This window comes from Hyphomicrobium sp. (genome assembly GCF_036262015.1).
Classification (GTDB): Bacteria; Pseudomonadota; Alphaproteobacteria; order Rhizobiales; family Hyphomicrobiaceae; genus Hyphomicrobium_C.
This window is the reverse complement of the sequence record NZ_DATAJR010000009.1, coordinates 101629-122056: the sequence shown is the minus strand read 5'-3', so window position 1 is coordinate 122056 and position 20428 is coordinate 101629. Positions and strand designations below refer to the sequence as shown.

Genomic DNA, 20428 nt, shown 5'->3' with positions numbered 1-20428 from the left:
CCCATGTCTCGCCTCACCACGAACGATCTCGAAGCCTTCTTCATGCCGTTCTCCGCGAACCGGCAGTTCAAGCGTACGCCGCGCCTCTTAGCCTCAGCGAAGGACATGCACTACTTCACCGAGGACGGCCGCAAGATTCTCGACGGCACGTCCGGCCTCTGGTGCGTGAACGCCGGCCACTGCCGCCCGCACATCGTCGAAGCCATCCAGAAGCAGGCCGCAGAGCTTGATTTCGCGGGCACCTTCCAGATGGGCCATCCGAAGGCCTTCGAGGCGGCATCGCGCCTCGTCAACATCGCGCCCAAAGGCTTCGACCACGTCTTCTTCACGAACTCCGGGTCCGAGTCCGTCGAGACCGCGCTCAAGATCGCCATCGCCTATCACCGCGCCAAAGGCAACGGCTCCAAGGTGCGGCTGATCGGCCGCGAGCGGGGCTACCACGGCGTGAACTTCGGCGGCACGTCGGTCGGCGGCATCGGCAATAACCGCAAGCAGTTTGGTGCGCTCGTTTCCGGCGTCGACCATCTCCGTCATACGCACGACCTCGCGCGCAACGCCTTCAGCAAAGGTGAGCCCGAACATGGCGTCGAGCTGGCGGACGATCTCGAGCGTCTCGTAGCGCTCCACGATGCATCCACGATCGCCGCCGTGATCGTCGAGCCGGTCGCCTGCTCGACCGGCGTGCTCGTCCCGCCCAAAGGCTATCTCAAGCGCCTCGAAGCCATCTGCCGCAAGCACGACATCCTGCTCATCTTCGACGAGGTCATCACCGGGTTCGGCCGCCTCGGTACGCCGTTTGGCGCTGACTACTTCGATGTCTCGCCCGACATGATTACCGGCGCCAAGGGCGTGACCAACGGCACGATCCCGATGGGCATTGTGTTCCTGAAGTCGCACATCTACCAGGCCTTCATGAACGGCCCGGAGAACGCGATCGACCTCTTCCACGGCTACACGTACTCGGGCCATCCCATGGCCGCCGCCGCTGCAATCGGGACACTCGACACCTATCAGGAAGAAGGTTTGCTCACCCGCGCAAGCAAGCTCGCGGCCTACTGGGAGGAACGCGTACACGCACTCCGAAACCTGCCGCACGTGATCGATATCCGAAACATCGGCCTCATCGGAGCCATCGAGTTCGATCCGCTGCCGGGCAAGCCCGGGGAGCGCGCCTACAATCGCTTCATCAAATGCTTCGAGCAAGGTCTGCTTGTTCGCCAGACCGGCGACATCATCGCACTCTCTCCACCGCTCATTATCGGAGAGAGCGACATCGATCATCTCTTCGATATCTTCACGGCCGTCCTCAAGGAAGGCGACTGATCCAATGCACACAATAGAAAACGCCTACGGCGGAAAGAAAATAGCGTCGGCCTCGACGCGCTTCGCAAGCGTCTTCAATCCCGCGACCGGAGAGGCAACTGCGCGTTTGCCGCTCTCGACGATCGACGAGGTGAACGCCGCCGTCGCCGCCGCCAAGGCCGCCGCCGAAAGCTGGGGCACAACGCCGCCGATGAAGCGCGTCGCCCCGATGTTCCGCTTCAAGGATCTGCTTCAGAAGAACGCCGACAAGATCGCGCGTGCCATCTCCGCCGAGCACGGCAAGACGCACCCCGATGCGCTCGGAGAGTTGCAGCGCGGCCTGGAGGTCGTCGATTTCGCTTGCGGCATCCCGCATCTCCTCAAGGGCGAGTTCAGCCGCAATATTGGCCCCGACATCGACTGCTGGTCCGACCGCCAGCCGCTCGGCGTCGTCGCCGGAATCACGCCCTTCAACTTTCCCGCCATGGTGCCGATGTGGATGTTCCCCGTCGCTGTCGCCTGCGGAAACACATTCGTCTTGAAGCCCTCCGAGCGCGATCCCTCGGCACCGATGCTGATCTGGGAGCTGTTCCAGGAAGCTGGCTTCCCCGATGGCGTGCTCAATGTCGTGCACGGCGACAAGACCGCCGTCGACGCCTTGCTCGATCATCCGGACATCAAGGCCATCAGCTTCGTCGGCTCGACGCCCGTTGCCGAGTATATCTACACGCTCGGTGCCGCAGCCGGTAAGCGCGTGCAGGCTCTCGGCGGCGCCAAGAACCACATGATCGTCATGCCCGACGCCGACATGGACAAGGCCGTCGATGCCCTGATGGGCGCGGGTTACGGCTCGGCCGGCGAACGCTGTATGGCGATCTCGGTCGCCGTCCCCGTCGGCAAGCGGACCGCCGACCGGCTCGTCGAGGCGCTGGCCCCCCGCGTGCGCGCGTTGAAAGTCGCACCCGCCACAGATCCCGAGTCCGAGATGGGCCCGGTCGTCACGGCGGACGCCAAGCGCAAGATCGCCGGCCTCATCGACAGGGGCGTCACCGAAGGCGCCGATCTCGTCGTCGACGGTCGCGGCCTCGTTCTCCAAGGTTACGAGAACGGCTACTTCCTCGGCGGCACGCTGTTCGATCGCGTCACGCCCGACATGACGATCTACAAAACCGAAATCTTCGGCCCGGTGCTGTCTGTCGTGCGCGCCGAAAGCTACGACGAGGCCGCCAACCTCGTGAACAGCCACGAGTACGGAAACGGCACCGCCATCTTCACGCGCGATGGCGACACCGCCCGCGCCTTCGCCGACCGCATCGAAGTGGGCATGGTCGGCATCAACGTGCCGATCCCGGTCCCCGTCGCCTATCACTCCTTCGGCGGCTGGAAACGCTCGCTATTTGGCGATCACGCGATCTATGGCCCCGAGGGCGTGCGCTTCTACACACGCATCAAGACCGTGACTGCGCGCTGGCCCACCGGTATCCGCTCCGGCGCCGAGTTCAATTTCACGGGAAGGAGCTAATCTCGCTCCCGCACCGCGCATTGCCCTTAGTCGGTTCATTGCTAGAATAGCGCAGCCTCCCTGCAGATGCAGGCACGCCAGCATATCGCAATTTGCGATCGGCGACACAGGAGGATGACCGCAATGACACCCTGGGAAATCCGCGCCACTGAATTCGCGAACTGCAACTGCGCCTATGGCTGCCCCTGTCAATTCAACGCGCCGCCGACATACGGCCATTGCCAAGCGGTGGTCTGCAACGAGGTCATCTCGGGCCATCATGGAGACGTGAAACTGGACGGGTTGCGTTTCGGCGGCGTGTTTTCTTGGCCGGGCGCGATTCACGAAGGCAACGGCAAGGCGCAACCGTTTGTCGATGAACGCGCTACGGAGGAACAGCGCGACGCTATCCTAAGGATCATGAGTGGCGAGGATACCGATCCCATGGCCACAGTGTTCGCGGTCTTCGCGTCGACCCTCTCCGAGGTTTATGACCCGATCTTTGCGCCAATCGCGTTTGAGGTCGACGTCGAGGCCCGCCGTGGCCACTTCGTCGTTCCCGGCGTCGCGGAATGCCATGGTGAACCGATCCGCAATCCGGTCACAGGCGCCGAGCACCGCGCACGCATCGACCTCCCAAATGGCTTCGAGTACGAGATCGCCGAAATGGGCAGCGGCTCCAGCAAGACCCATGGCAAGATCGAGCTGACGCTGGCCAACTCCTACGGCCAATTCGCCCGTCTCCACCTCAACAACCATGGCGTCATCAAACACCGCGCGCTGTGAGCTTGAGGCCATGCCGCGCGACACCACACCCATCGAGGCGATCCTCAAGCGCGAGCGCCTTGTCATCGGCCTCGGCCTTGCGCTTCTGACTGCACTCTCCTGGTGGTGGGTGCTTGTCGGATCCGGCACCGGAATGAGCGTTATCGCCATGACGACGTGGGACTTCCCGCCGCCGGCGAGCACGGGAATGGCACAACAGTGGAGCGCAACCTACGCCATCGTCATGCTCTTGATGTGGTGGATCATGATGATCGCCATGATGACGCCGAGCGCTGCGCCGACCATCCTGCTCTATGCCCACGCCTATCGCCACGAGCTCAAGCGCGGCAGGATCAGGGGCGCGACGACGCCAACCTTTGCATTTGCCATGGGCTATTTGCTCGTCTGGCTGGCGTTCAGCATCCTGGCCACCGGTCTGCAGTGGAGCCTGGAGCGCATCGGCCTGATGCACGCCATGCTCATGTGGAGCACCAACGCCGTATTCACGGGCGCGCTTCTTCTGGCGGCGGGCGCCTACCAGCTCACGCCCCTGAAGCGCGTCTGCCTCGACCACTGCCGCACGCCCGCCCGTTTCCTCGCCGCGAATTTCAGCCCCGGCGCCATGGGCGCGCTCCGCATGGGCGCAAAGCATGGCGCCTATTGCCTCGGCTGCTGCTGGCTCCTGATGGTCTTGCTATTTGCGGGCGGCATCATGAACCTCGTCTGGATCGCCGGCCTGTCCATCCTTGTCCTGGCGGAAAAGCTTGTGCCCCGCGGGCCGTTGATCGCGCGCCTATCCGGCATCGCCCTCGCCGCCGGAGGGCTTTGGCTATTGGCGCATACGTATTTGAGATGACGACGAGAAACAAACACCGACCGAATGCGTTGCTCACCTACAAAGCTCTAACAGACGCGACGCGGAAGCTAGGGTTTGCCCATGACGCCCTCACCCACCGGTGGCTGCCTTTGCGGCGCGGTTCGCTTTCGCCTCACCGGCCCGCCTTTCGAGATCGACTACTGCCACTGCGCGACCTGCCGCAAACATACGGGCGCTCCCGTCTCCGTCTTCCTCGATTGCAAACGCGACCTCGTCGAGTTCACGCAAGGCGCGCCGACGTACTATGAATCATCGCCGGGTATCCAACGCGGCTTCTGCGGAAAATGTGGCGCCACCCTGACCTATGAAACCGGTGACGAGATCCACATTCACGTCGGCGCCATGGACCACCCAGAGGATTTCCCGCCCCACAACAAACCGGCCTTTCCCGAAGAGCGCCTCGCTTGGTTCCAAATCGCGGGGCACAAGGACTGAGGCCCGCAACGCCGGCAAAAGTGCCGCGCTCCGATACCTTCCCCAATCCGCCAAGCCCCGCTAACGTCCCGCCCGAAACGTGAGGGACGTGAAGCCATGACCACAAAAACCGCAGCCTTCATCGCAGCGCCGCTCGCGCTTCTCTTCGCCGCGCTCTCGCCCGCCGCTCACGCTGCCTCGTGCGGGAACGGTCCTGGCGGCTTCAACACCTGGCTCGCCGCATTCAAGAATAGCGCCGCCGCCCAAGGCATCTCGCAAGGCTCCATCAGCGCCGGTCTCGACGGTGTCACCTACGATCCGCGCATCATCCGCCTTGACCGCAATCAGAAGTCTTTCAAGCTGTCGTTCGAGCAGTTCTACGCCCGCCGCGTCGGTGGCGTTCTCATCGGCCGCGGCCGCGCGCGCATGAAGACCCACAGGGCCGTACTCGACCGCATGGAGCGCCAGTTCGGCGTGCCGCGCGAAATCGTTATCGCCATCTGGGGCCTAGAAACCAACTTCGGCGCCGACACCAGCGGCAAGTATTCGATCTTCCGCTCACTCGCGACACTGGCCTATGACTGCCGCCGCTCACCCTTCTTCACCGGCCAGTTGCTCGACGCACTGCGCATCATCGACAACGCCCACATGCGCCCCGAAGAGCTGCGCGGAGGCTGGGCCGGCGAGATCGGCCAGACGCAGTTCCTGCCGACGCCCTACGTCAAATACGCCGTCGACTTCGATGGCGACGGCAAGAAGGACCTGATCCACAGCGTGCCCGACATTCTCGCCTCCACCGCCAACTTCCTCAAAGGCCATGGATGGCAAGCTGGGCAGCCCTGGCATCAGGGCACCGCCAACTACGCTGTCATCAAGGATTGGAACCGCGCCGAAGTCTATCAGCGCACGATCTCCGTCATGGCTGACAAGCTTCGCGGCGGCTGAAACGAGCGAACAAAAAAGCCGGCCCGTGGGGGAAACGGGCCGGCTTATCGTGCTTCCGGGAATGCGCAGGCCGGATGTCCGGCAAGAAGCACGAGAAAAGGGCGCTCGGGGAGGAGGAGGAACGCGCGCCCAAACTTCGAATTTTACTCCGCCGCGACAGGCCGCGATTTCTCTCCATCCAGCCGGTCGAAGCCGAGCGAAGCGGCAACTGCGGAATGCATGATCCGCCCATCCCGTACGTTGAGACCCGCGGCCAGATGCGGATCACGGTCGAATGCGGCCAACCCCTTGTCGGCCAACTTGATCACGAACGGCAGCGTAGCGTTGTTGAGCGCCTGAGCGGAGGTCACCGGCACGGCGCCCGGCATGTTGGCCACGCAGTAGTGAATGATGCCGTCGACCTCGAACGTCGGATTGGCATGCGTGGTTGGACGCGAGGTCTCGAAGCAGCCCCCCTGATCGATCGAAACGTCGACGAGCACCGCGCCGCGCTTCATGGAACGCAGCATGTCGCGCGTAATGAGTTTTGGTGCGCTCGCGCCGGCCACCAGCACGGCGCCGATCACGACGTCCGCTTCCATGACTTCCATCTCGATCGCGTGCATCGTCGAGGCGAGCGTCGAAACACGCCCCTGGAACAGCTCGTCGAGCTGGCGGAGCCGCGGTAGCGATTTATCGATAATCGTGACGTCGGCGCCGAGCCCTGCTGCCATGCGCGCCGCGTGTGTGCCGACGACGCCGCCGCCGAGCACGACGACCTTGGCGGGGCGTACACCGGGCACGCCGCCCATCAGCACACCGCGTCCGCCGGTCGGTCGACGCAATGCAATCGCGGCGGCTTCGATGGAAAGACGTCCGGCAACCTCGCTCATCGGCGCCAGCAAAGGCAATCCGCCGTTGACGTCGGTTACGGTTTCGTAGGCGATGGCAGCCGCGCCTGAGGCAAGCAATCCGCGGGCCTGGTCCGGATCGGGAGCGAGATGCAAATAGGTGAAAAGGATTTGATGCGGCTTGAGCCGCGCGTATTCGACGGCCTGCGGTTCCTTGACCTTGACGATCATCTCAGCCGCATCGAACACCGCTTCGGCGGTGGGCGCGATCTTCGCGCCGGCTTTCTGATAGGTGGCGTCGTCTGCGAAAATTCCGGCACCTGCACCGGACTGTACGAGGACTTCATGTCCGCGCGAGGTCAGTTCTCGCACGGAACCGGGCACAAGCCCGACACGGTACTCGTTGCTCTTGATCTCCGTCGGAACACCGATGCGCATTTGGTCTTCTCCCTGCCAGGACGCTGGTTCCAGATCTCCACATGAACCATATCAACGCTTGAGGCCGGAAACCCCGCAAATTTCCTTGAGCTGAACGATGAAAACGCAGATATTCTGCGAAAACGAAGCAATGAACGCAGATTATCCATGTCCATGAAGCTCGATGCGCTCGATCGCGCCATTTTGGCCGCCCTACTCGAAGATGGCCGCCTGAGCCAGGTGCAGCTTGCAGAACGCATTCCCCTCTCACCCACGGCCATCGCCCGGCGTATCCGGGCGCTCGAAGAGGGCGGGATCATCAAGGGCTATCAGGCACGGCTCGACCGGAAAGCCATGGGCCTGGAAATGACAGTCCACATTTTCATTAGCCTGCAAAATCAGAGCGAACAGCGCCTCGAGGCCTTCGAAGCAGCGGTCGCAGCATCGCCATCCGTGATCGGCTGCGAGCTCATGTCCGGCGAAGACGACTATCTTCTAACCGTACTCGCGCGTGATTTGGCCGACTATGAACGCATCCACAAGGAAGAGCTGTCGCGACTTCCGGGCGTAACCCGGCTCCGATCGAGTTTCGTGCTGCGCGATGTGAAATCGCAGCCAATGCCGGTTTCAGCTCTCGGCATCGGTAGGCAGGCATCCAAAAAAAGTAATTCAATTACATAATTGCGGGGCCCGCTCGGCGTTGTGCACGCAAAAGGCAGATTTTCGGCCGACCCTTTGACAAAAAAATCGAAGGGTTAATCATGACCATTCGACCAAAGTCCAAAACGACGGAATCCCCAGTCATTTTTTCCGGAAACACGTAGAGCGCGAACCAATTCCGCGCGGACCCCATAAAGCGTGTCTCCGATGTAACTGAAATGGGAGACGATTTACCGTAACGATCACACTCATCCGATCGCTGTCTGCTAGGCGAAGGCTCTGTCGCGACAGTAAAAAACGAACCGAGTGCCGGTATCGTGCTTGCTGCGATGCGGTATCGTCGAGCGAGTGGAAGCCAAGACCGCTTCTGCGGGCATTTGGCGCAAATGCCAGTCACATATTTGCTCGAAGCGTCAGCAATTGAGACGTATTTAAGACAGAGAGCTTGACGACGCGGGATAGCCCTGCTGCACTGCAGCTATCGCGCAAGCTCGGGGAGAGCGCAACGAATGCACTATTACACGTATGAGCTGGCACATGCTCTGCTGCATCCGATCCGGCTCATGACGCGCACCTTCAAAGCGCAGCTCGAAACTCCCATTAACCCCTTCGCCACCACCGACCTTGCCAAGAACATGGCTGCGGCATGCGAAGTGTTCGAGGGCATGACGCGCCGCTATGGCAAGCCGGAGTTCGGCATCAAGGAGGCGAAAGTCCAAGGGGTCGGCGTACCTGTGCGCGAGGAGATCGTTCTCAGGAAGCCATTCTGTAACCTCTTGCATTTCGATCGCGACAAGACGGCCCTCGGCGAGCGTTCCGATCCCAAGGTTCTCCTCATCGCGCCGATGTCCGGCCACTACGCCACGCTTCTCCGTGGCACGGCCGAGGCGATGATCAAGGAACACGATCTCTACATCACCGACTGGGCGGACGCGCGCGACGTCCCGCTCTATGAAGGCTCGTTCGATCTCGACGACTTCATCGACTATATCATCGAATTCATCCAGTTCCTCGGCCCCAATACGCATGTGATCGCAGTTTGCCAGCCAGCCGTGCCCGCGCTTGCCGCAACTGCAGTGATGGCCGCCAACGACGACCCGTGCCAGCCGGCCTCGCTGACGATGATGGGCGGCCCGATCGACACGCGACGCAATCCGACCCAGGTCAACAAACTTGCCGAGGAGAAGGCGCTCTCCTGGTTCAAGAACAACGTCATCCACTACGTGCCGTTTCCGAACGCCGGCTACGGGCGCAAGGTCTATCCAGGCTTCATCCAGCTCACCGGCTTCATGACGATGAACCTCGAGCGCCATACGGAAGCGCACATGAAGCTGTTCGAGAACCTCGTCAAAGGCGATTGCGACAGCGTCAACCAGCACAAGGCATTTTACGAAGAATACCTTGCGGTGATGGACCTCCCCGCCGAATTCTATCTCCAGACCGTCAAGACCGTCTTCCAGGATCACGCTTTGCCGAAAGGCGAGATGATGCATCGCGGCCAACGCGTCGAGTGCTCGGCAATCCGCAAGACCGCGATCATGACGGTCGAAGGCGAACGCGACGACATCTGCGGTCTAGGTCAGACCGAAGCCGCGCACGATCTCTGTTCGAACGTGCCCCCCGACGAGCACTTCTATTACGTCCAGCAGGGCGTCGGCCATTACGGCGTGTTCTCGGGCCGGCGCTGGAGCACCGAGATCCAGCCGCGCATCCGCGAAATGATCCGCACGATCCACTTCAAGCGCCGTACCAAAAGCGAAACCACGAAGACTCCGCAGCCCTCTCGCCCGCTGCAGCAGACGCGCGAGAACATTGTCGACTGGCGCGCACCCAACGGCGCGGTAAACGGCGTCGCCTCCGAGGGCTCCGGGCGCTAACCTACCCGAGGGTCTCCGCGACAACGCGCCCCCGCGCGAGCGTCCAGCCGCGTTGACTCTTGCCGCCCGGCAACTAGAGTGCCGCGCAAGATCCCCTATCCATCCATGTCTCGACCGAGGTCCTCCCGATGAGCGCCGTCCGTACGCCTGCGAAACACTTTGCGCCTCTCGCCATTGGCGCACCCGAGCCCTATCGCACGCCGCCGGTCCGCATCGAGCGCATGATCCACTTCGTGCCGCCGCACAACGAGAAGATCCGCTCGAAAATTAAGGATATCGCGGCCCAGGTCGACGTCGTCCTCGGCAACCTCGAGGACGCGATTCCGGTCGGCGACAAAGAGGCGGCGCGCAAAGGCTTCATTCAGATGGCGCGCGAAAACGATTTCGGCGACACCGGCCTCTGGACCCGCATCAACTGCCTCAACTCGCCTTGGATGCTCGACGACGTCACGGAAATCGTGCGTGAAGCCGGCAACAAGGTTGATGTCATCATGCTGCCCAAGGTCGAGGGCCCGTGGGACATCCACTATCTCGACCAGCTTCTGGCACAACTCGAGGCCAAGCACGGCGTCACGCGTCCGATTATGATTCACGCCATTCTCGAAACCGCAGAGGGCGTGAAGAACGTCGAAGCCATCGCAGCAGCCTCCCCGCGCATGCACGGCATGAGCCTCGGCCCTGCGGACCTTGCAGCTTCGCGCGGCATGAAAACGACTCGCGTCGGCGGAGGTCATCCGGATTATTTCGTTCTCGAAGATGCGGGCCCGGACGCGTCAGCCGCTCGTGCCCGCTACCAGCAGGATCTTTGGCATTACACGGTCGGCAAGATGGTCGACGCGTGCTTGTCCTACGGGCTCAAGCCCTTCTACGGTCCGTTCGGCGATTTCTCCGACGGCGCCGCCTGTGAAGCGCAGTTCCGCAATGCATTCATCCAGGGCTGCCTCGGTGCATGGTCGCTGCATCCGTCGCAGATCGACATCGCAAAGCGGGTTTTCTCTCCCGACGTGAAGGAAGTCGCCTTCGCCAAGCGCATCCTCGAAGCCATGCCGGACGGCACCGGTGCCGTGATGATCGACGGCAAGATGCAGGACGACGCCACCTGGAAGCAGGCCAAAGTGATCGTCGATCTTGCGCGCCTCGTCGCCAAGAAGGATCCCGAGCGGGCCGCAGCGTACGGCTTCTAGGGTTGGGAAACTGCCCGCCATCAACTATGTTTCACAGTTCGGTTGACATCGGCTGGACCCTCCCGTCGAATGGGTCTCGGGGATAGGACTATGCCGCGCAAACCAGCAAAGGCGACGCCGAAGCGTCGCAAGCCATCAACACCCGCATCTTCGGTGCGGAAAGCGAAGTACGCACTCGGCCAGGTTGTACGGCACCGGGTGTACGCTTTTCGCGGCGTCGTGTTCGATATCGATCCGGTCTTCAACAACACCGAGGACTGGTGGCTCGCCATTCCGGCGGAGATTCGCCCCGTCAAGGATCAGCCGTACTACCATCTGCTCGCCGAGAACTCGGAGACCGAATACATCGCTTACGTCTCGGAGCAGAACCTTCTTCCGGATGAAAGCGGCGAACCGCTGCGTCACCCGCAGATCTCCGACTACTTCGTCGAGGACGAGGACGGAAGCTATAAGGCCGTCTTCATGCAGCCGCACTGAACACGCACGGGTCACCTCGATCGCCACCCGCCGACCAAATAAAAAAGGCCGTCCAAATTGGACGGCCTTTTCTGTTGCATGAGCCCTGCCAGCCTTACTTCTTCGCGGCCGGAGCAGCATCCTTCTTCGCGGCTGCCGCTGCGGCATCCGCAGCGCCCGGCTGCGGCGGCAGCTCCTTCATTTTCTCGGCCTTGAACTTCTCGTAGGCTTCCTGCTGGCGCTGGCGGATCTGAGCCATCAGCTGACCGCGGGCCTTCTTGTACTCGGCGTTGTCGATGGGCTTGCCGGCGAAGGCGTCAGCAAAGCCGTCAAGCGGAACCGGGAAGCCGATCGGCTGAGCCTGCGCGTTCATCGCAAGCACCATGATGCCGCCGCCGGCCTTCATCTGCTCGACGATCTCCTTGGTAGCCTCGATCTCGGCCGTGCAGCCCGAGGGGTGGCAGAGCGAGAACTTGAGATCGACCGGCTTCAGATCCTTATCGTCGACCTTCTCGTTCTTGGAAGCCTTTTCCCACTGCTCCTTGCTGTAGACGGCAGCCTTGATGCCGGGCGGGATCGCCATGCCGAGCGGAACCATGATCATCAGATGATCGTGCTCGTTACCCTCGACCTGCCGAATGGCAGCCGAAACGAGCACCATGCCCGAGTTGCCATCCAGACGCTCATGGTGCGTGAGGCAGATGTTCTTCTCGTCCTTGACTTCCTTGCCGTCCTTGTCCTTGTGGACCAGCGGCGACTTCTCGCAGAGCTTCACCCAAGCGCTCTGCTTAGCAGGTGCGGCTCCGCCCTTAGCGTCCTTGGCGGCCGGTGCAGCCTTGCTGTCCTTGGCAGCCGGAGCGGCATCCTTAGCAGCCGGCGCAGCGTCCTGAGCCTGAGCCACTCCGCTGTACGCGGCGATGATCAAAGCCAGTGCAGCGCCGCCCGCCAACACGCCACGCCCCAGGCTCGTTGCGATGCCATCTCTGTGCGACATAGGAAAATCGACCTTTCGTATATGAGTCAGTTCAAAAGCCACCTGACTGTCCCCGGCCAGCAGCTCAACCCCAAATTCGCTGCGCACAAAGACCAATCCATGGCGCACGCCCTGACGCCATCCGCGTCATCCGGCCCGGCAGTAAAGCCCGGATTGCGGCAATCCCGTGGCCGGACAAACCGGCCCGGCATCATTCACAGGTCTAAGCGACACTCCGTTGCAAACCCGCCACGCAAATGCCGCGTGCCTCGGCCATTGGCAAGTCGGGAAGGTGTGCTACGTGAACCTCGTCAACCTAACAAATCCAATGCGTTGCTCGCGTATATTCGGCTATGGCAGCTCAGTCGGAGTTTCCGGGAGTTGGAACCGGTCAAAACAACTCGGTAGAACCCTGAAACTCTCGAGGAGACATTCGTGCGAAGACTGATAGTCGCGATCTTGATCGCCTTGACCCAGGTCAGCGCCTTGGCGGTCGCCGCCCGGGACGCACGCGCCGAACCGTCTCACGCCATCGCCATGCACGGGGACGCGGCGCTACCAAAGGACTTCGCCAATTTCCCATACGTGTTTCCCGATGCGCCCAAGGGCGGCCGTGTGACGCTCGGCTCCTCGGGCTCGTTCGACAACCTCAACCCGATGATCGTCCGCGGCGAGCCGGTGCAAGGCATCCGCGAGTTCGTCATCGAAAGCCTGATGGCACGCAGCCAGGACGAACCGTTCACGCTCTACGGGCTCATCGCACAAACGATCGACGTTCCCGAGGACCGCACGCAGGTGACCTTCCACCTCGACCCGCGCGCCAAGTTCTCCGACGGAACGCCGCTCACGGCGGCAGACGTCCTGTTCTCGTTCGAGGTCCTGCGCGACAAGGGGCGCCCCAACTATCGCACCTACTACAAGAAGGTCGCCAAGGCCGAGGCCCTTTCGGACCATGAAGTTCGGTTCGTTTTCGCCGATGGCGAAGATCGCGAGTTGCCGCTGATCCTTGGCCTCATGCCAATCCTGCCCAAGCACGCGATGAACGCGGAGAAGTTCGAGGAAACGACGCTCACGCCGTTGATCGGCTCCGGGCCCTATCGCATTGCCTCCGTCGATCCCGGCCGTTCCATCACCTACAAGCGCGATCCTAACTACTGGGGTCGCGATCTGCCGGTCAATCGCGGCCGCTTCAACTTCGATGAAATCCGCTTCGACTACTATCGCGAGGGCTCGACGCTGTTCGAGGCCTTCAAGACCGGCAGCATTGATCTGCGCAACGAGGATGACCCTGCGTTGTGGGCCAAGGGTTATGACTTCCCCGCCGTTCGCGACGGCCGCATCGTCCGGGAAGAAATCCCGATCGGATTGCCAGCCGGCATGACGGGCCTCGTGTTCAACACGCGCCGCCCGGTGTTCGCCGACGAGCGCGTGCGCCAAGCCCTGATCCACCTTTTCAATTTCGAGTGGGTCAACAAAAGCTTTTTCAACGGCCTCTACAAGCGCACGCAGAGCTACTTCGAGCGTTCGGTTCTTTCATCCGCCGGCCGTCCCGCCGACGAGCGCGAGCGCACGCTCCTCGCGCCTTTTGCCAACGCCGTGCTGCCGGACATCATGAACGGCACCTATCGGCTGCCCGAGAGCGACGGCACACCCCACAACCGCACCAATGCCCGCGCCGCCTACGAGATGCTGGAAGCGGCGGGCTACAGCCTCCAATCGGGCCGCCTGGTCGACAAGACCGGCAAGCCGCTCACCTTCGAAATCCTCGCCGCCACGACGAGCCAGGAGCGCCTGCTCGGCTCTTTCGCGTCTGACCTCTCGAAACTCGGCATCACGACGCGCATCCGCGTCGTCGACAGCGCCCAATACCAGGCGCGCCTCAAGGACTACGACTTCGATATGATCCAGTTCACCTGGCCGTCGTCGCTGTCACCGGGCAACGAGCAGCTCTTCCGCTGGTCCGCGCGCGTCGCCGACGATCCCGGATCGTACAACTACGCGGGCGTCAAGAACCCGGCCGCCGACGCCATGATCGCCGCCATGCTGGCTGCGGAATCCAACGAAGATTTCGTCTCGGCCGTCCGCGCACTCGACCGCGTGCTGCTCTCAGGCCATTATGTCATTCCGCTCTTCTATCCCCCGGCCCAATGGATCGCCTCCTGGAAGCGCCTCACCCATCCCGGGCAGACGCCGATCTCCGGCTTCAACCTTGATACCTGGTGGGTCCGGCCACAGAACTAACGACTGACAATCAGAACAAAAACAATGTACACGCCGCTCTTCACGCCCGCCGAAAACCCGCCGTTCAACATGTCGCGCTACTGCATCCGAGGTGGCGCAGCAGCGACCCCGACCAAACCCGCCCTGATCGTCATCGGCGAAGCGGAAAGCGCGCGTCCAACCGAAATCTGGACCTACGCAGACCTCGAAGAGGCCGTGCTGCGAACCGCCGGAGCCCTGCGCCAAGCCGGCCTGCGGGACGGCGATCGCGTCATGATCCGCCTCGACAATACGAGCGCCTACGCGATCCTGTTCTTCGCAGCGATCGCAGCCGGTCTCGTCGCCCTTCCCGCCTCGAGCCAGCTCACGGATCGCGAAGCATTATTCCTCGCCGAGGACAGCGGCGCTGCCGCCATCGCTTGCGCGACCGCGCTCGACACCAGCGCGCTCTCGAAAGCGCCCCTCATCCTCACACCCGCGGACATCGCGCGCATGATGCACGAGGGCCCGCGCATCGACTACGCGCCGACGCTCGCCGAAACGCCCGCGTTTCTGATCTACACGTCCGGCACGACGGCAAATCCCAAGGGCGTGCTGCACGCCCAGCGCGCCGCGCTCGGCCGCCGCCCCATGTACCAAGGCTGGTACGGCATCCGCACGGGAGACCGCGTGCTCCATGCTGGCGCCTTCAACTGGACGTTCACGCTCGGCGTAGGCCTCACCGATCCATGGGCCAACGGCGCCACCGCCCTCGTCTACACGGGCGAAAAAGATCCCGCCTATTGGCCCCGTCTGATCAACCTCACCGGCACGACACTCTTTGCAGGCGTACCCGGCCTCTTCCGTCAGATCCTGAAATACGCCGACATCTCCCCGGCGACGATCCCAACACTGCGCCACGCCCTGATGGCAGGCGAAACACCGCCGCCGGATCTCTTCGACGAGTGGACGCAACGCACAGGCAAAGGCCTCTACGAAGCGTTGGGCATGAGCGAGATCTCGACCTACATTTCAACCGCCCCATCCGTGCCGCGTAAGCCCGGTTACGTCGGCAAGGCCCAGGCGGGTCGTCGCGTCGCTATACTGCCGGTGGACGGCCCCGACGAGCCGCTGCCGCCCGATACTGAGGGCTTGATCGCCGTGCATCGGTCGGACCCCGGTCTCATGCTCGGCTACTGGAACCGTGCGGCCGAGCAGGCGGAGGTCACACGCGGCGAATGGTTTGCGGGCGGCGATCTCGGGCGCATGAATGCCGAGGGCTACATCGCCCACACCGGCCGCAACAACGAGATCATCAAGGCGCTCGGCTATCGCGTCTCGCCCATCGAAGTCGAAACCGTCCTGGCTGAGCATCCCGACATCGCCGAAGTCGCCTGCGCCGAGGTCGCCGTCCGCCCGGATGTGCATATCGTCGGCGCGTTTGTCGTGCTGAAAGGCGATACGCCGCCCGACAGCGCAGGAATTCTCTCCTACGCCGCAGAACGCCTCGCCGCCTATAAGTGCCCGCGTGAAGTCCGCTTCCTCGAAAGCCTGCCGCGCACCGCCAACGGCAAGGTCAAACGCTCGGCCCTCGCGCAACTCGTGGAGACCGCCCAGATTTCGTGACCTTATGTCGGAAAGCCCACGTGGCCGCGAAGCCGCGCATCCCCATCGAGTTGAGGACACCGTCTGGCGGGGCGGCGGGAGACACGCTAGGAAGGCAACGGCCGGGGGCTGAGCATTGATACGCCTTGGGGCCTAGGGGCGTTCTGGCGAAGGGGGTAGCGAGATGATTCAGGAGCTGACGCAGTATCTCATCGACCATCCGATCATCCTGACCTCGCTTGGCATCTTCAGCGTCCTGGCCCTGATCGGCGGCTGGTATGTCGTCTCGCACCATCTGCATGCCGTGCTGGTCACGCTGCTCTGCGCCGCGGGCTTCGTATCCGGCATCTTGGTGCTCTATCGCGGCTTCGAAAACGACCTGAAGGATCTTCAGATCATCGGCGCATTCCTCATCGTGATCTTCCCGCTCGTCTATCACCAGGCCATCCACCTGGCGAAGATCGCCTTCGGCGGCGCGCCCTCCGCCACGGCCAAAGGCCACGCCCGCCGCGCCGGGGCCTAAGCCGCCTTGGCACCCTTCGCGGCAATCTCAGCCAGCGACGACACGAGCTTGCGAACGCCCTTGAAGCGCACGTCCGACTGATCCCAGTCGCCCTTGTAGATGAGCTTGTGATCCGGCTGCAGCTTGGCGAGGCTGCGCGACGCCTGCAGGAACTGTGCAAGTCCCTGCGCATTGGGAAACTGATTGCGATGGAACGTAACGACGGCGCCCTTCGGCCCCGCGTCCACCTTCGCGATGCTGGCCGCGCGGCACAGTCCCTTGATCTCCATGACGTCGAGCAGGTGATCGACTTCCGCCGGAAGCTCGCCAAACCGATCCACTAGCTCCGCCGCGAATGCATCGATCTCCGCACGCGTCTCGAGCGCCGACAACCGCCGATAAAGCCCGAGCCGGAGTTGCAGATCGGCGACGTACGTCTCCGGAATGAGCACCGACAGGCCGATGGAGATTTCCGGACTCCATTGGTCGTCGGCCTCCGCGAGATCGCCGCCCTTCATGGCCGCGACCGCCTCTTCCAGCATCGACTGATAGAGTTCGAAGCCCACCTCGCGGATATGACCGGACTGCTCCTCGCCGAGCAGGTTGCCCGCGCCGCGAATGTCGAGATCGTGCGAGGCAAGCGAGAAGCCCGCACCGAGCGTATCGAGCGACTGCAAAACCTTGAGCCGCTTTTCCGCGCCTTCGGTCAACACCTGCCCCGGGGGGGTCGTGAAGTAGGCATACGCGCGCCGTTTCGAACGGCCCACGCGGCCGCGTAGCTGATAGAGCGCTGCCAGGCCGAACATATCGGCACGATGCACGATGAGCGTGTTCGCGTTCGGCACGTCGAGCCCGCTTTCGACGATTGCCGTCGACAGCAGCACGTCGTACTGGCCCTCGTAGAAGGCCGTCATGATGTCTTCAAGCTCGCTCGGCGGAAGCTGGCCATGCGCGCGCGCCACCTTGAGATGCGGCACGGCCTCCTTCAGGAACTCGGCCACGTCGTCGAGATCGGAGATGCGCGGCGCCACGTAGTACGTCTGTCCGCCGCGATCGCGTTCGCGTTTCAGCGCGTCGATCAGGATGACGGGGTCGAACTGCGAGATGTACGTCCGCACAGCAAGGCGATCCACGGGCGGTGTCGTGATCAACGAAAGCTCGCGCACGCCGGTCAATGCAAGCTGCAGCGTGCGCGGAATGGGCGTCGCCGACAGAGTGAGCACGTGCACGTCCTCGCGGAGCTGCTTCAGCCGCTCCTTGTGTGTCACGCCGAAATGCTGCTCCTCGTCGATAACGAGCAGACCCAGCCGCTGGAATTCGATCTGCTTGCCGAGCAGCGCGTGCGTCCCGACGACGATATCGACGGTCCCCTTCTTGAGACCATCTTTGACCTCCGTCAGATCCTTCGACGCAACCAGCCGCGAGGCCTGTGCCGTCTTGAGCGGTAAATTCTTGAAGCGCTCGTTCACCGTGCGCGAATGCTGACGCGCGAGCAGCGTCGTCGGCACGACGATTGCAACCTGCAACCCGTTCATCGCTGCGACGAACGCAGCCCGCAGTGCGACCTCCGTCTTGCCGAATCCGACGTCGCCGCAGACGAGACGATCCATCGGACGCCCTGACTGAAGATCACCCAGCACCGCTTCGATGCTCGCCGCCTGATCCTCCGTCTCTTCATAGGGAAACCGCGCGACGAACTCGTCATACGCGCCCGACGGCGGCGCAAGCACGGGCGCTTCCCGCAACTGCCGCAGCGCGGCGATCTTGATGAGCTCGGCCGCCATCTCGCGCAGCCGCTTCTTGAGCCGCGCCTTGCGCGACTGCCACGCCACGCCGCCGAGTTTATCGAGCTGCCCCGTGCCGTCGTCCGACCCGTACCGCGACAGAAGCTCGATATTTTCGACCGGTAGATAGAGCGTGTCCCCGCCCGCATATTTGAGCTCGAGGCAGTCGTGCGGCGCACCGAGCGCCGTAATCGTCTTGAGACCATGGAACCGGCCAATGCCGTGATCCGCGTGTACGACAAGATCGCCGACCGAAAGGCTCGTCGCCTCCGTCAGTACATCCGCCGCACGCTTGGCCTTGCGGCGCGGACGGACCAGCCGGTCGCCGAGAATGTCCTGCTCGGCAATGACAACCAGCTCCGGCGTCTCGAAGCCTTGCTCGAGCCCGAGCACCGCAAGACCCGTCACGTTCGGATCGAGCGCCAGCGCATCGGCATAGCCCTCGACCTTCGTTTGCGCCTTGAGGCCGTGGTCCGACAGGAGGGAGCCTAGCCGCTCCCGCGCGCCGGGCGTCCACGCCGCGATGAGCACGCGCCGGTGTTCCGCCTGTACACGTTTCACATGCGCCGTCACGGAATCGAAAACGTTCGCATCCGGATTTTGCCGCTCCGGTGCAAAGGAGCGTCCGGCGCGGCCGCGCCACGGACGCACGCCAGGTCCTTCGGCGATCTCGAACGGCGTCAGCCGTACCACCTTGTGCGGCTGGAGTACCTTCGGCCACGACTTGGCATCGACGAACATTTGATCGGGCGGCACCGGCTTGTACGGCGGCGCGCCGAACCGCTGGGCTTCGAGCCCTTCCGTGCGGGCGAGGTAATGTTCCGACACCTGTTCGAAGCGGCTCTTCACGGCTTCGTCGACGAGATGATCGAAGCTGACGGCTGCGTCGCCGACGTAATCGAGCAGCGTTTCGAGCGTCTCATGGAAGAACGGCAGCCAATGCTCCTGGCCCGCATAGCGGCTCCCGGCGCTGACGGCTTCGTACAGCGGATCGTCGCCGGTCGCGCCGCCAAACAGCTCGACGTAACGCGAGCGGAAGAGCGCCGTTGCAGCTTCGCCGAACGCCACTTCCGAAACCGGCATTACGATCAGCTTACGAAGCACCTTTGCCGTGCGCTGTGTCTCGGCGTCAAAGGCCTTGATGCTTTCCAGCGTGTCGCCGAAGAAATCGAGACGAACAGGATTTTGCCGCCCCGGCGGAAAGAGGTCGACGATGCCGCCGCGTACCGCGAACTCGCCGGGCTCCATCACCGTCCCCGTGCGCGTGTAGCCCGCGAGTGCAAGCCGGGCAACGAGCCGGTTGAGGTCGACCCGCTGTCCCGGCGCGATGCTCTTCATCGCATTGCGGATGAAGGCGCGAGGCGGCACGCGCTGCAGGATCGCATTGACGGTCGTCAGAATGATCAGCGGTTCACTGCGGTTGCCGAGCGAGAGACGCGACAGCGCCGTGATGCGCTTGGCAACGATCTCCGCATTGGGGCCCACGCGATCGTAGGGAACCGTATCCCAGGCCGGGAATGGCACCACGCGCACCTTCGGTGCGAAAAACTTGAGCTGCCCTTCCAGAGCCTCGAGCCGCCGATCGTCCCGCGTGACGTGTACCAGAATCCCCGACCGTGCGCCGTCGGCCGCCTCTTCCACGAGGCGCGCAAGCACGAGGGCGTCCAGCCCTTCCGGCACACCCGTGAAGATCAGATCGGCCCGCTCGCTCATGGAAGTGTATCGTCCCCGTATTGCTCATAGGCTGCCGGCCCCGGCCGCCTTGGGTTCCTGTCAGCCGAGCCCGTGAAATTTTCGGATATCCGCCACGACATCGGCGAACTCGAAGCTCCCCGCCCCGTCGGAAGGTCCTAGAAGCCAAGTCTGCAGCTCGGGCTCGGTCACGGCCAGGAAGCGCTCGAAACGCTCAAGCTCCAAACCCGTCATGGACGGCAAACGCTCCTCGGCGAAGCGCCCGACAAGAAGGTCGAGTTCCTTGGTCCCTCGGTGCCCCGCGCGCCAGGCTGCGCGCCGGCGCCGAACCTCGATGTCGTCGCTCATGATATGAAAACCAGCTCGGAGTGGCTTTGCTTCGCCCGTCCTGAAGTGTCATATAACGCCCTCTCCCGGGCCTGTCAGCCCATGGAGACAGCATTCT

Annotated in this window: 17 protein-coding genes; 13 read left to right on the top strand and 4 right to left on the bottom strand. The window is 62.9% G+C overall.

The genetic code is table 11. From position 1 onward, the window contains the following. Positions 1-3 precede the first annotated feature (3 nt). The 6 genes from VHO05_RS16130 (at position 4) to VHO05_RS16105 (ending at position 5804) form a co-directional block, all read left to right on the top strand. Positions 4-1323, top strand: coding sequence for an aspartate aminotransferase family protein (locus VHO05_RS16130; RefSeq protein ID WP_329647640.1), 1320 nt, complete (start codon positions 4-6; stop codon positions 1321-1323). A gap of 4 nt (positions 1324-1327) precedes the next feature. Next, positions 1328-2824, top strand: a complete 1497-nt coding sequence (locus VHO05_RS16125; protein WP_329647639.1) for a CoA-acylating methylmalonate-semialdehyde dehydrogenase — start codon at positions 1328-1330, stop codon at positions 2822-2824. A gap of 123 nt (positions 2825-2947) precedes the next feature. Then, positions 2948-3589 carry a DUF1326 domain-containing protein gene (locus VHO05_RS16120; protein ID WP_329647638.1) on the top strand — a complete coding sequence of 214 codons (642 nt, stop codon included), beginning with the start codon at positions 2948-2950 and terminating at the stop codon, positions 3587-3589. 10 nt (positions 3590-3599) lie between these two features. Further along, a complete protein-coding gene (locus VHO05_RS16115; RefSeq protein WP_329647637.1) occupies positions 3600-4424 on the top strand; it encodes a DUF2182 domain-containing protein in 825 nt (274 codons plus the stop codon). 81 nt (positions 4425-4505) lie between these two features. Beyond that, positions 4506-4880 carry a GFA family protein gene (locus VHO05_RS16110; RefSeq protein WP_329647636.1) on the top strand — a complete coding sequence of 125 codons (375 nt, stop codon included), beginning with the start codon at positions 4506-4508 and terminating at the stop codon, positions 4878-4880. Between the two features lie 96 nt (positions 4881-4976). Continuing rightward, the gene (locus tag VHO05_RS16105; protein WP_329647635.1) at positions 4977-5804 is read left to right on the top strand and encodes a lytic murein transglycosylase; all 828 of its coding nucleotides are present in this window, start codon (positions 4977-4979) and stop codon (positions 5802-5804) included. Between the two features lie 143 nt (positions 5805-5947). On the opposite strand, the gene ald is transcribed toward VHO05_RS16105, so the two are convergent. Next, entirely contained in the window at positions 5948-7072 is a 1125-nt protein-coding gene (gene ald, locus VHO05_RS16100; protein WP_329647634.1) for an alanine dehydrogenase, read from the bottom strand. 147 nt (positions 7073-7219) lie between these two features. Between ald and VHO05_RS16095 the strand changes: the two genes are divergently transcribed. From VHO05_RS16095 to hspQ, 4 genes are all read left to right on the top strand, one after another. Further along, positions 7220-7732, top strand: a complete 513-nt coding sequence (locus VHO05_RS16095; RefSeq protein WP_329647633.1) for an Lrp/AsnC family transcriptional regulator — start codon at positions 7220-7222, stop codon at positions 7730-7732. 488 nt (positions 7733-8220) lie between these two features. After that, entirely contained in the window at positions 8221-9588 is a 1368-nt protein-coding gene (locus VHO05_RS16090) for a polyhydroxyalkanoate depolymerase (RefSeq protein ID WP_329647632.1), read from the top strand. Between the two features lie 128 nt (positions 9589-9716). Beyond that, a complete protein-coding gene (locus VHO05_RS16085) occupies positions 9717-10772 on the top strand; it encodes a CoA ester lyase (protein WP_329647631.1) in 1056 nt (351 codons plus the stop codon). 90 nt (positions 10773-10862) lie between these two features. Beyond that, on the top strand, positions 10863-11249 hold the full coding sequence (gene hspQ / locus VHO05_RS16080) for a heat shock protein HspQ (protein ID WP_329647630.1): 387 nt from the start codon (positions 10863-10865) through the stop codon (positions 11247-11249). A gap of 94 nt (positions 11250-11343) precedes the next feature. Here hspQ and VHO05_RS16075 read toward each other — a convergent pair whose 3' ends face one another. Beyond that, positions 11344-12222, bottom strand: coding sequence for an invasion associated locus B family protein (locus VHO05_RS16075; protein ID WP_329647629.1), 879 nt, complete (start codon positions 12220-12222; stop codon positions 11344-11346). A gap of 516 nt (positions 12223-12738) precedes the next feature. Here VHO05_RS16075 and VHO05_RS16070 point away from each other — a divergent pair. The 3 genes from VHO05_RS16070 (at position 12739) to VHO05_RS16060 (ending at position 16528) form a co-directional block, all read left to right on the top strand. Further along, on the top strand, positions 12739-14442 hold the full coding sequence (locus VHO05_RS16070) for an extracellular solute-binding protein (protein WP_414653812.1): 1704 nt from the start codon (positions 12739-12741) through the stop codon (positions 14440-14442). 24 nt (positions 14443-14466) lie between these two features. Further along, on the top strand, positions 14467-16026 hold the full coding sequence (locus VHO05_RS16065; RefSeq protein ID WP_329647627.1) for a class I adenylate-forming enzyme family protein: 1560 nt from the start codon (positions 14467-14469) through the stop codon (positions 16024-16026). A 163-nt stretch (positions 16027-16189) separates the two neighbouring features. Continuing rightward, complete coding sequence (locus VHO05_RS16060) at positions 16190-16528, top strand: hypothetical protein (RefSeq protein WP_329647626.1); 339 nt, start codon at positions 16190-16192, stop codon at positions 16526-16528. Here the strand turns inward: VHO05_RS16060 and mfd are convergent. Beyond that, positions 16525-20004: a transcription-repair coupling factor gene (gene mfd, locus VHO05_RS16055; RefSeq protein ID WP_329647625.1), complete on the bottom strand. Its 3480-nt coding sequence runs from the start codon at positions 20002-20004 to the stop codon at positions 16525-16527. The two genes, VHO05_RS16060 and mfd, sit on opposite strands and share 4 nt — an antisense overlap. 60 nt (positions 20005-20064) lie before the next feature. Then, on the bottom strand, positions 20065-20331 hold the full coding sequence (locus VHO05_RS16050; protein ID WP_329647624.1) for a succinate dehydrogenase assembly factor 2: 267 nt from the start codon (positions 20329-20331) through the stop codon (positions 20065-20067). Between the last annotated feature and the right edge of the window lie 97 nt (positions 20332-20428).

Coding starts and splice junctions, on each gene's coding strand:
- VHO05_RS16115 (WP_329647637.1), top strand. CDS start 3,600: ATGCCGCGCGACACCACACCCATCGAGGCGATCCTCAAGCGCGAGCGC.
- VHO05_RS16085 (WP_329647631.1), top strand. CDS start 9,717: ATGAGCGCCGTCCGTACGCCTGCGAAACACTTTGCGCCTCTCGCCATT.
- VHO05_RS16070 (WP_414653812.1), top strand. CDS start 12,739: ATGCACGGGGACGCGGCGCTACCAAAGGACTTCGCCAATTTCCCATAC.
- VHO05_RS16105 (WP_329647635.1), top strand. CDS start 4,977: ATGACCACAAAAACCGCAGCCTTCATCGCAGCGCCGCTCGCGCTTCTC.
- ald (WP_329647634.1), bottom strand. CDS start 7,072: ATGCGCATCGGTGTTCCGACGGAGATCAAGAGCAACGAGTACCGTGTC.
- VHO05_RS16125 (WP_329647639.1), top strand. CDS start 1,328: ATGCACACAATAGAAAACGCCTACGGCGGAAAGAAAATAGCGTCGGCC.
- VHO05_RS16120 (WP_329647638.1), top strand. CDS start 2,948: ATGACACCCTGGGAAATCCGCGCCACTGAATTCGCGAACTGCAACTGC.
- mfd (WP_329647625.1), bottom strand. CDS start 20,004: ATGAGCGAGCGGGCCGATCTGATCTTCACGGGTGTGCCGGAAGGGCTG.
- VHO05_RS16110 (WP_329647636.1), top strand. CDS start 4,506: ATGACGCCCTCACCCACCGGTGGCTGCCTTTGCGGCGCGGTTCGCTTT.
- VHO05_RS16050 (WP_329647624.1), bottom strand. CDS start 20,331: ATGAGCGACGACATCGAGGTTCGGCGCCGGCGCGCAGCCTGGCGCGCG.
- VHO05_RS16060 (WP_329647626.1), top strand. CDS start 16,190: ATGATTCAGGAGCTGACGCAGTATCTCATCGACCATCCGATCATCCTG.
- VHO05_RS16075 (WP_329647629.1), bottom strand. CDS start 12,222: ATGTCGCACAGAGATGGCATCGCAACGAGCCTGGGGCGTGGCGTGTTG.
- VHO05_RS16130 (WP_329647640.1), top strand. CDS start 4: ATGTCTCGCCTCACCACGAACGATCTCGAAGCCTTCTTCATGCCGTTC.
- hspQ (WP_329647630.1), top strand. CDS start 10,863: ATGCCGCGCAAACCAGCAAAGGCGACGCCGAAGCGTCGCAAGCCATCA.
- VHO05_RS16090 (WP_329647632.1), top strand. CDS start 8,221: ATGCACTATTACACGTATGAGCTGGCACATGCTCTGCTGCATCCGATC.
- VHO05_RS16095 (WP_329647633.1), top strand. CDS start 7,220: ATGTCCATGAAGCTCGATGCGCTCGATCGCGCCATTTTGGCCGCCCTA.
- VHO05_RS16065 (WP_329647627.1), top strand. CDS start 14,467: ATGTACACGCCGCTCTTCACGCCCGCCGAAAACCCGCCGTTCAACATG.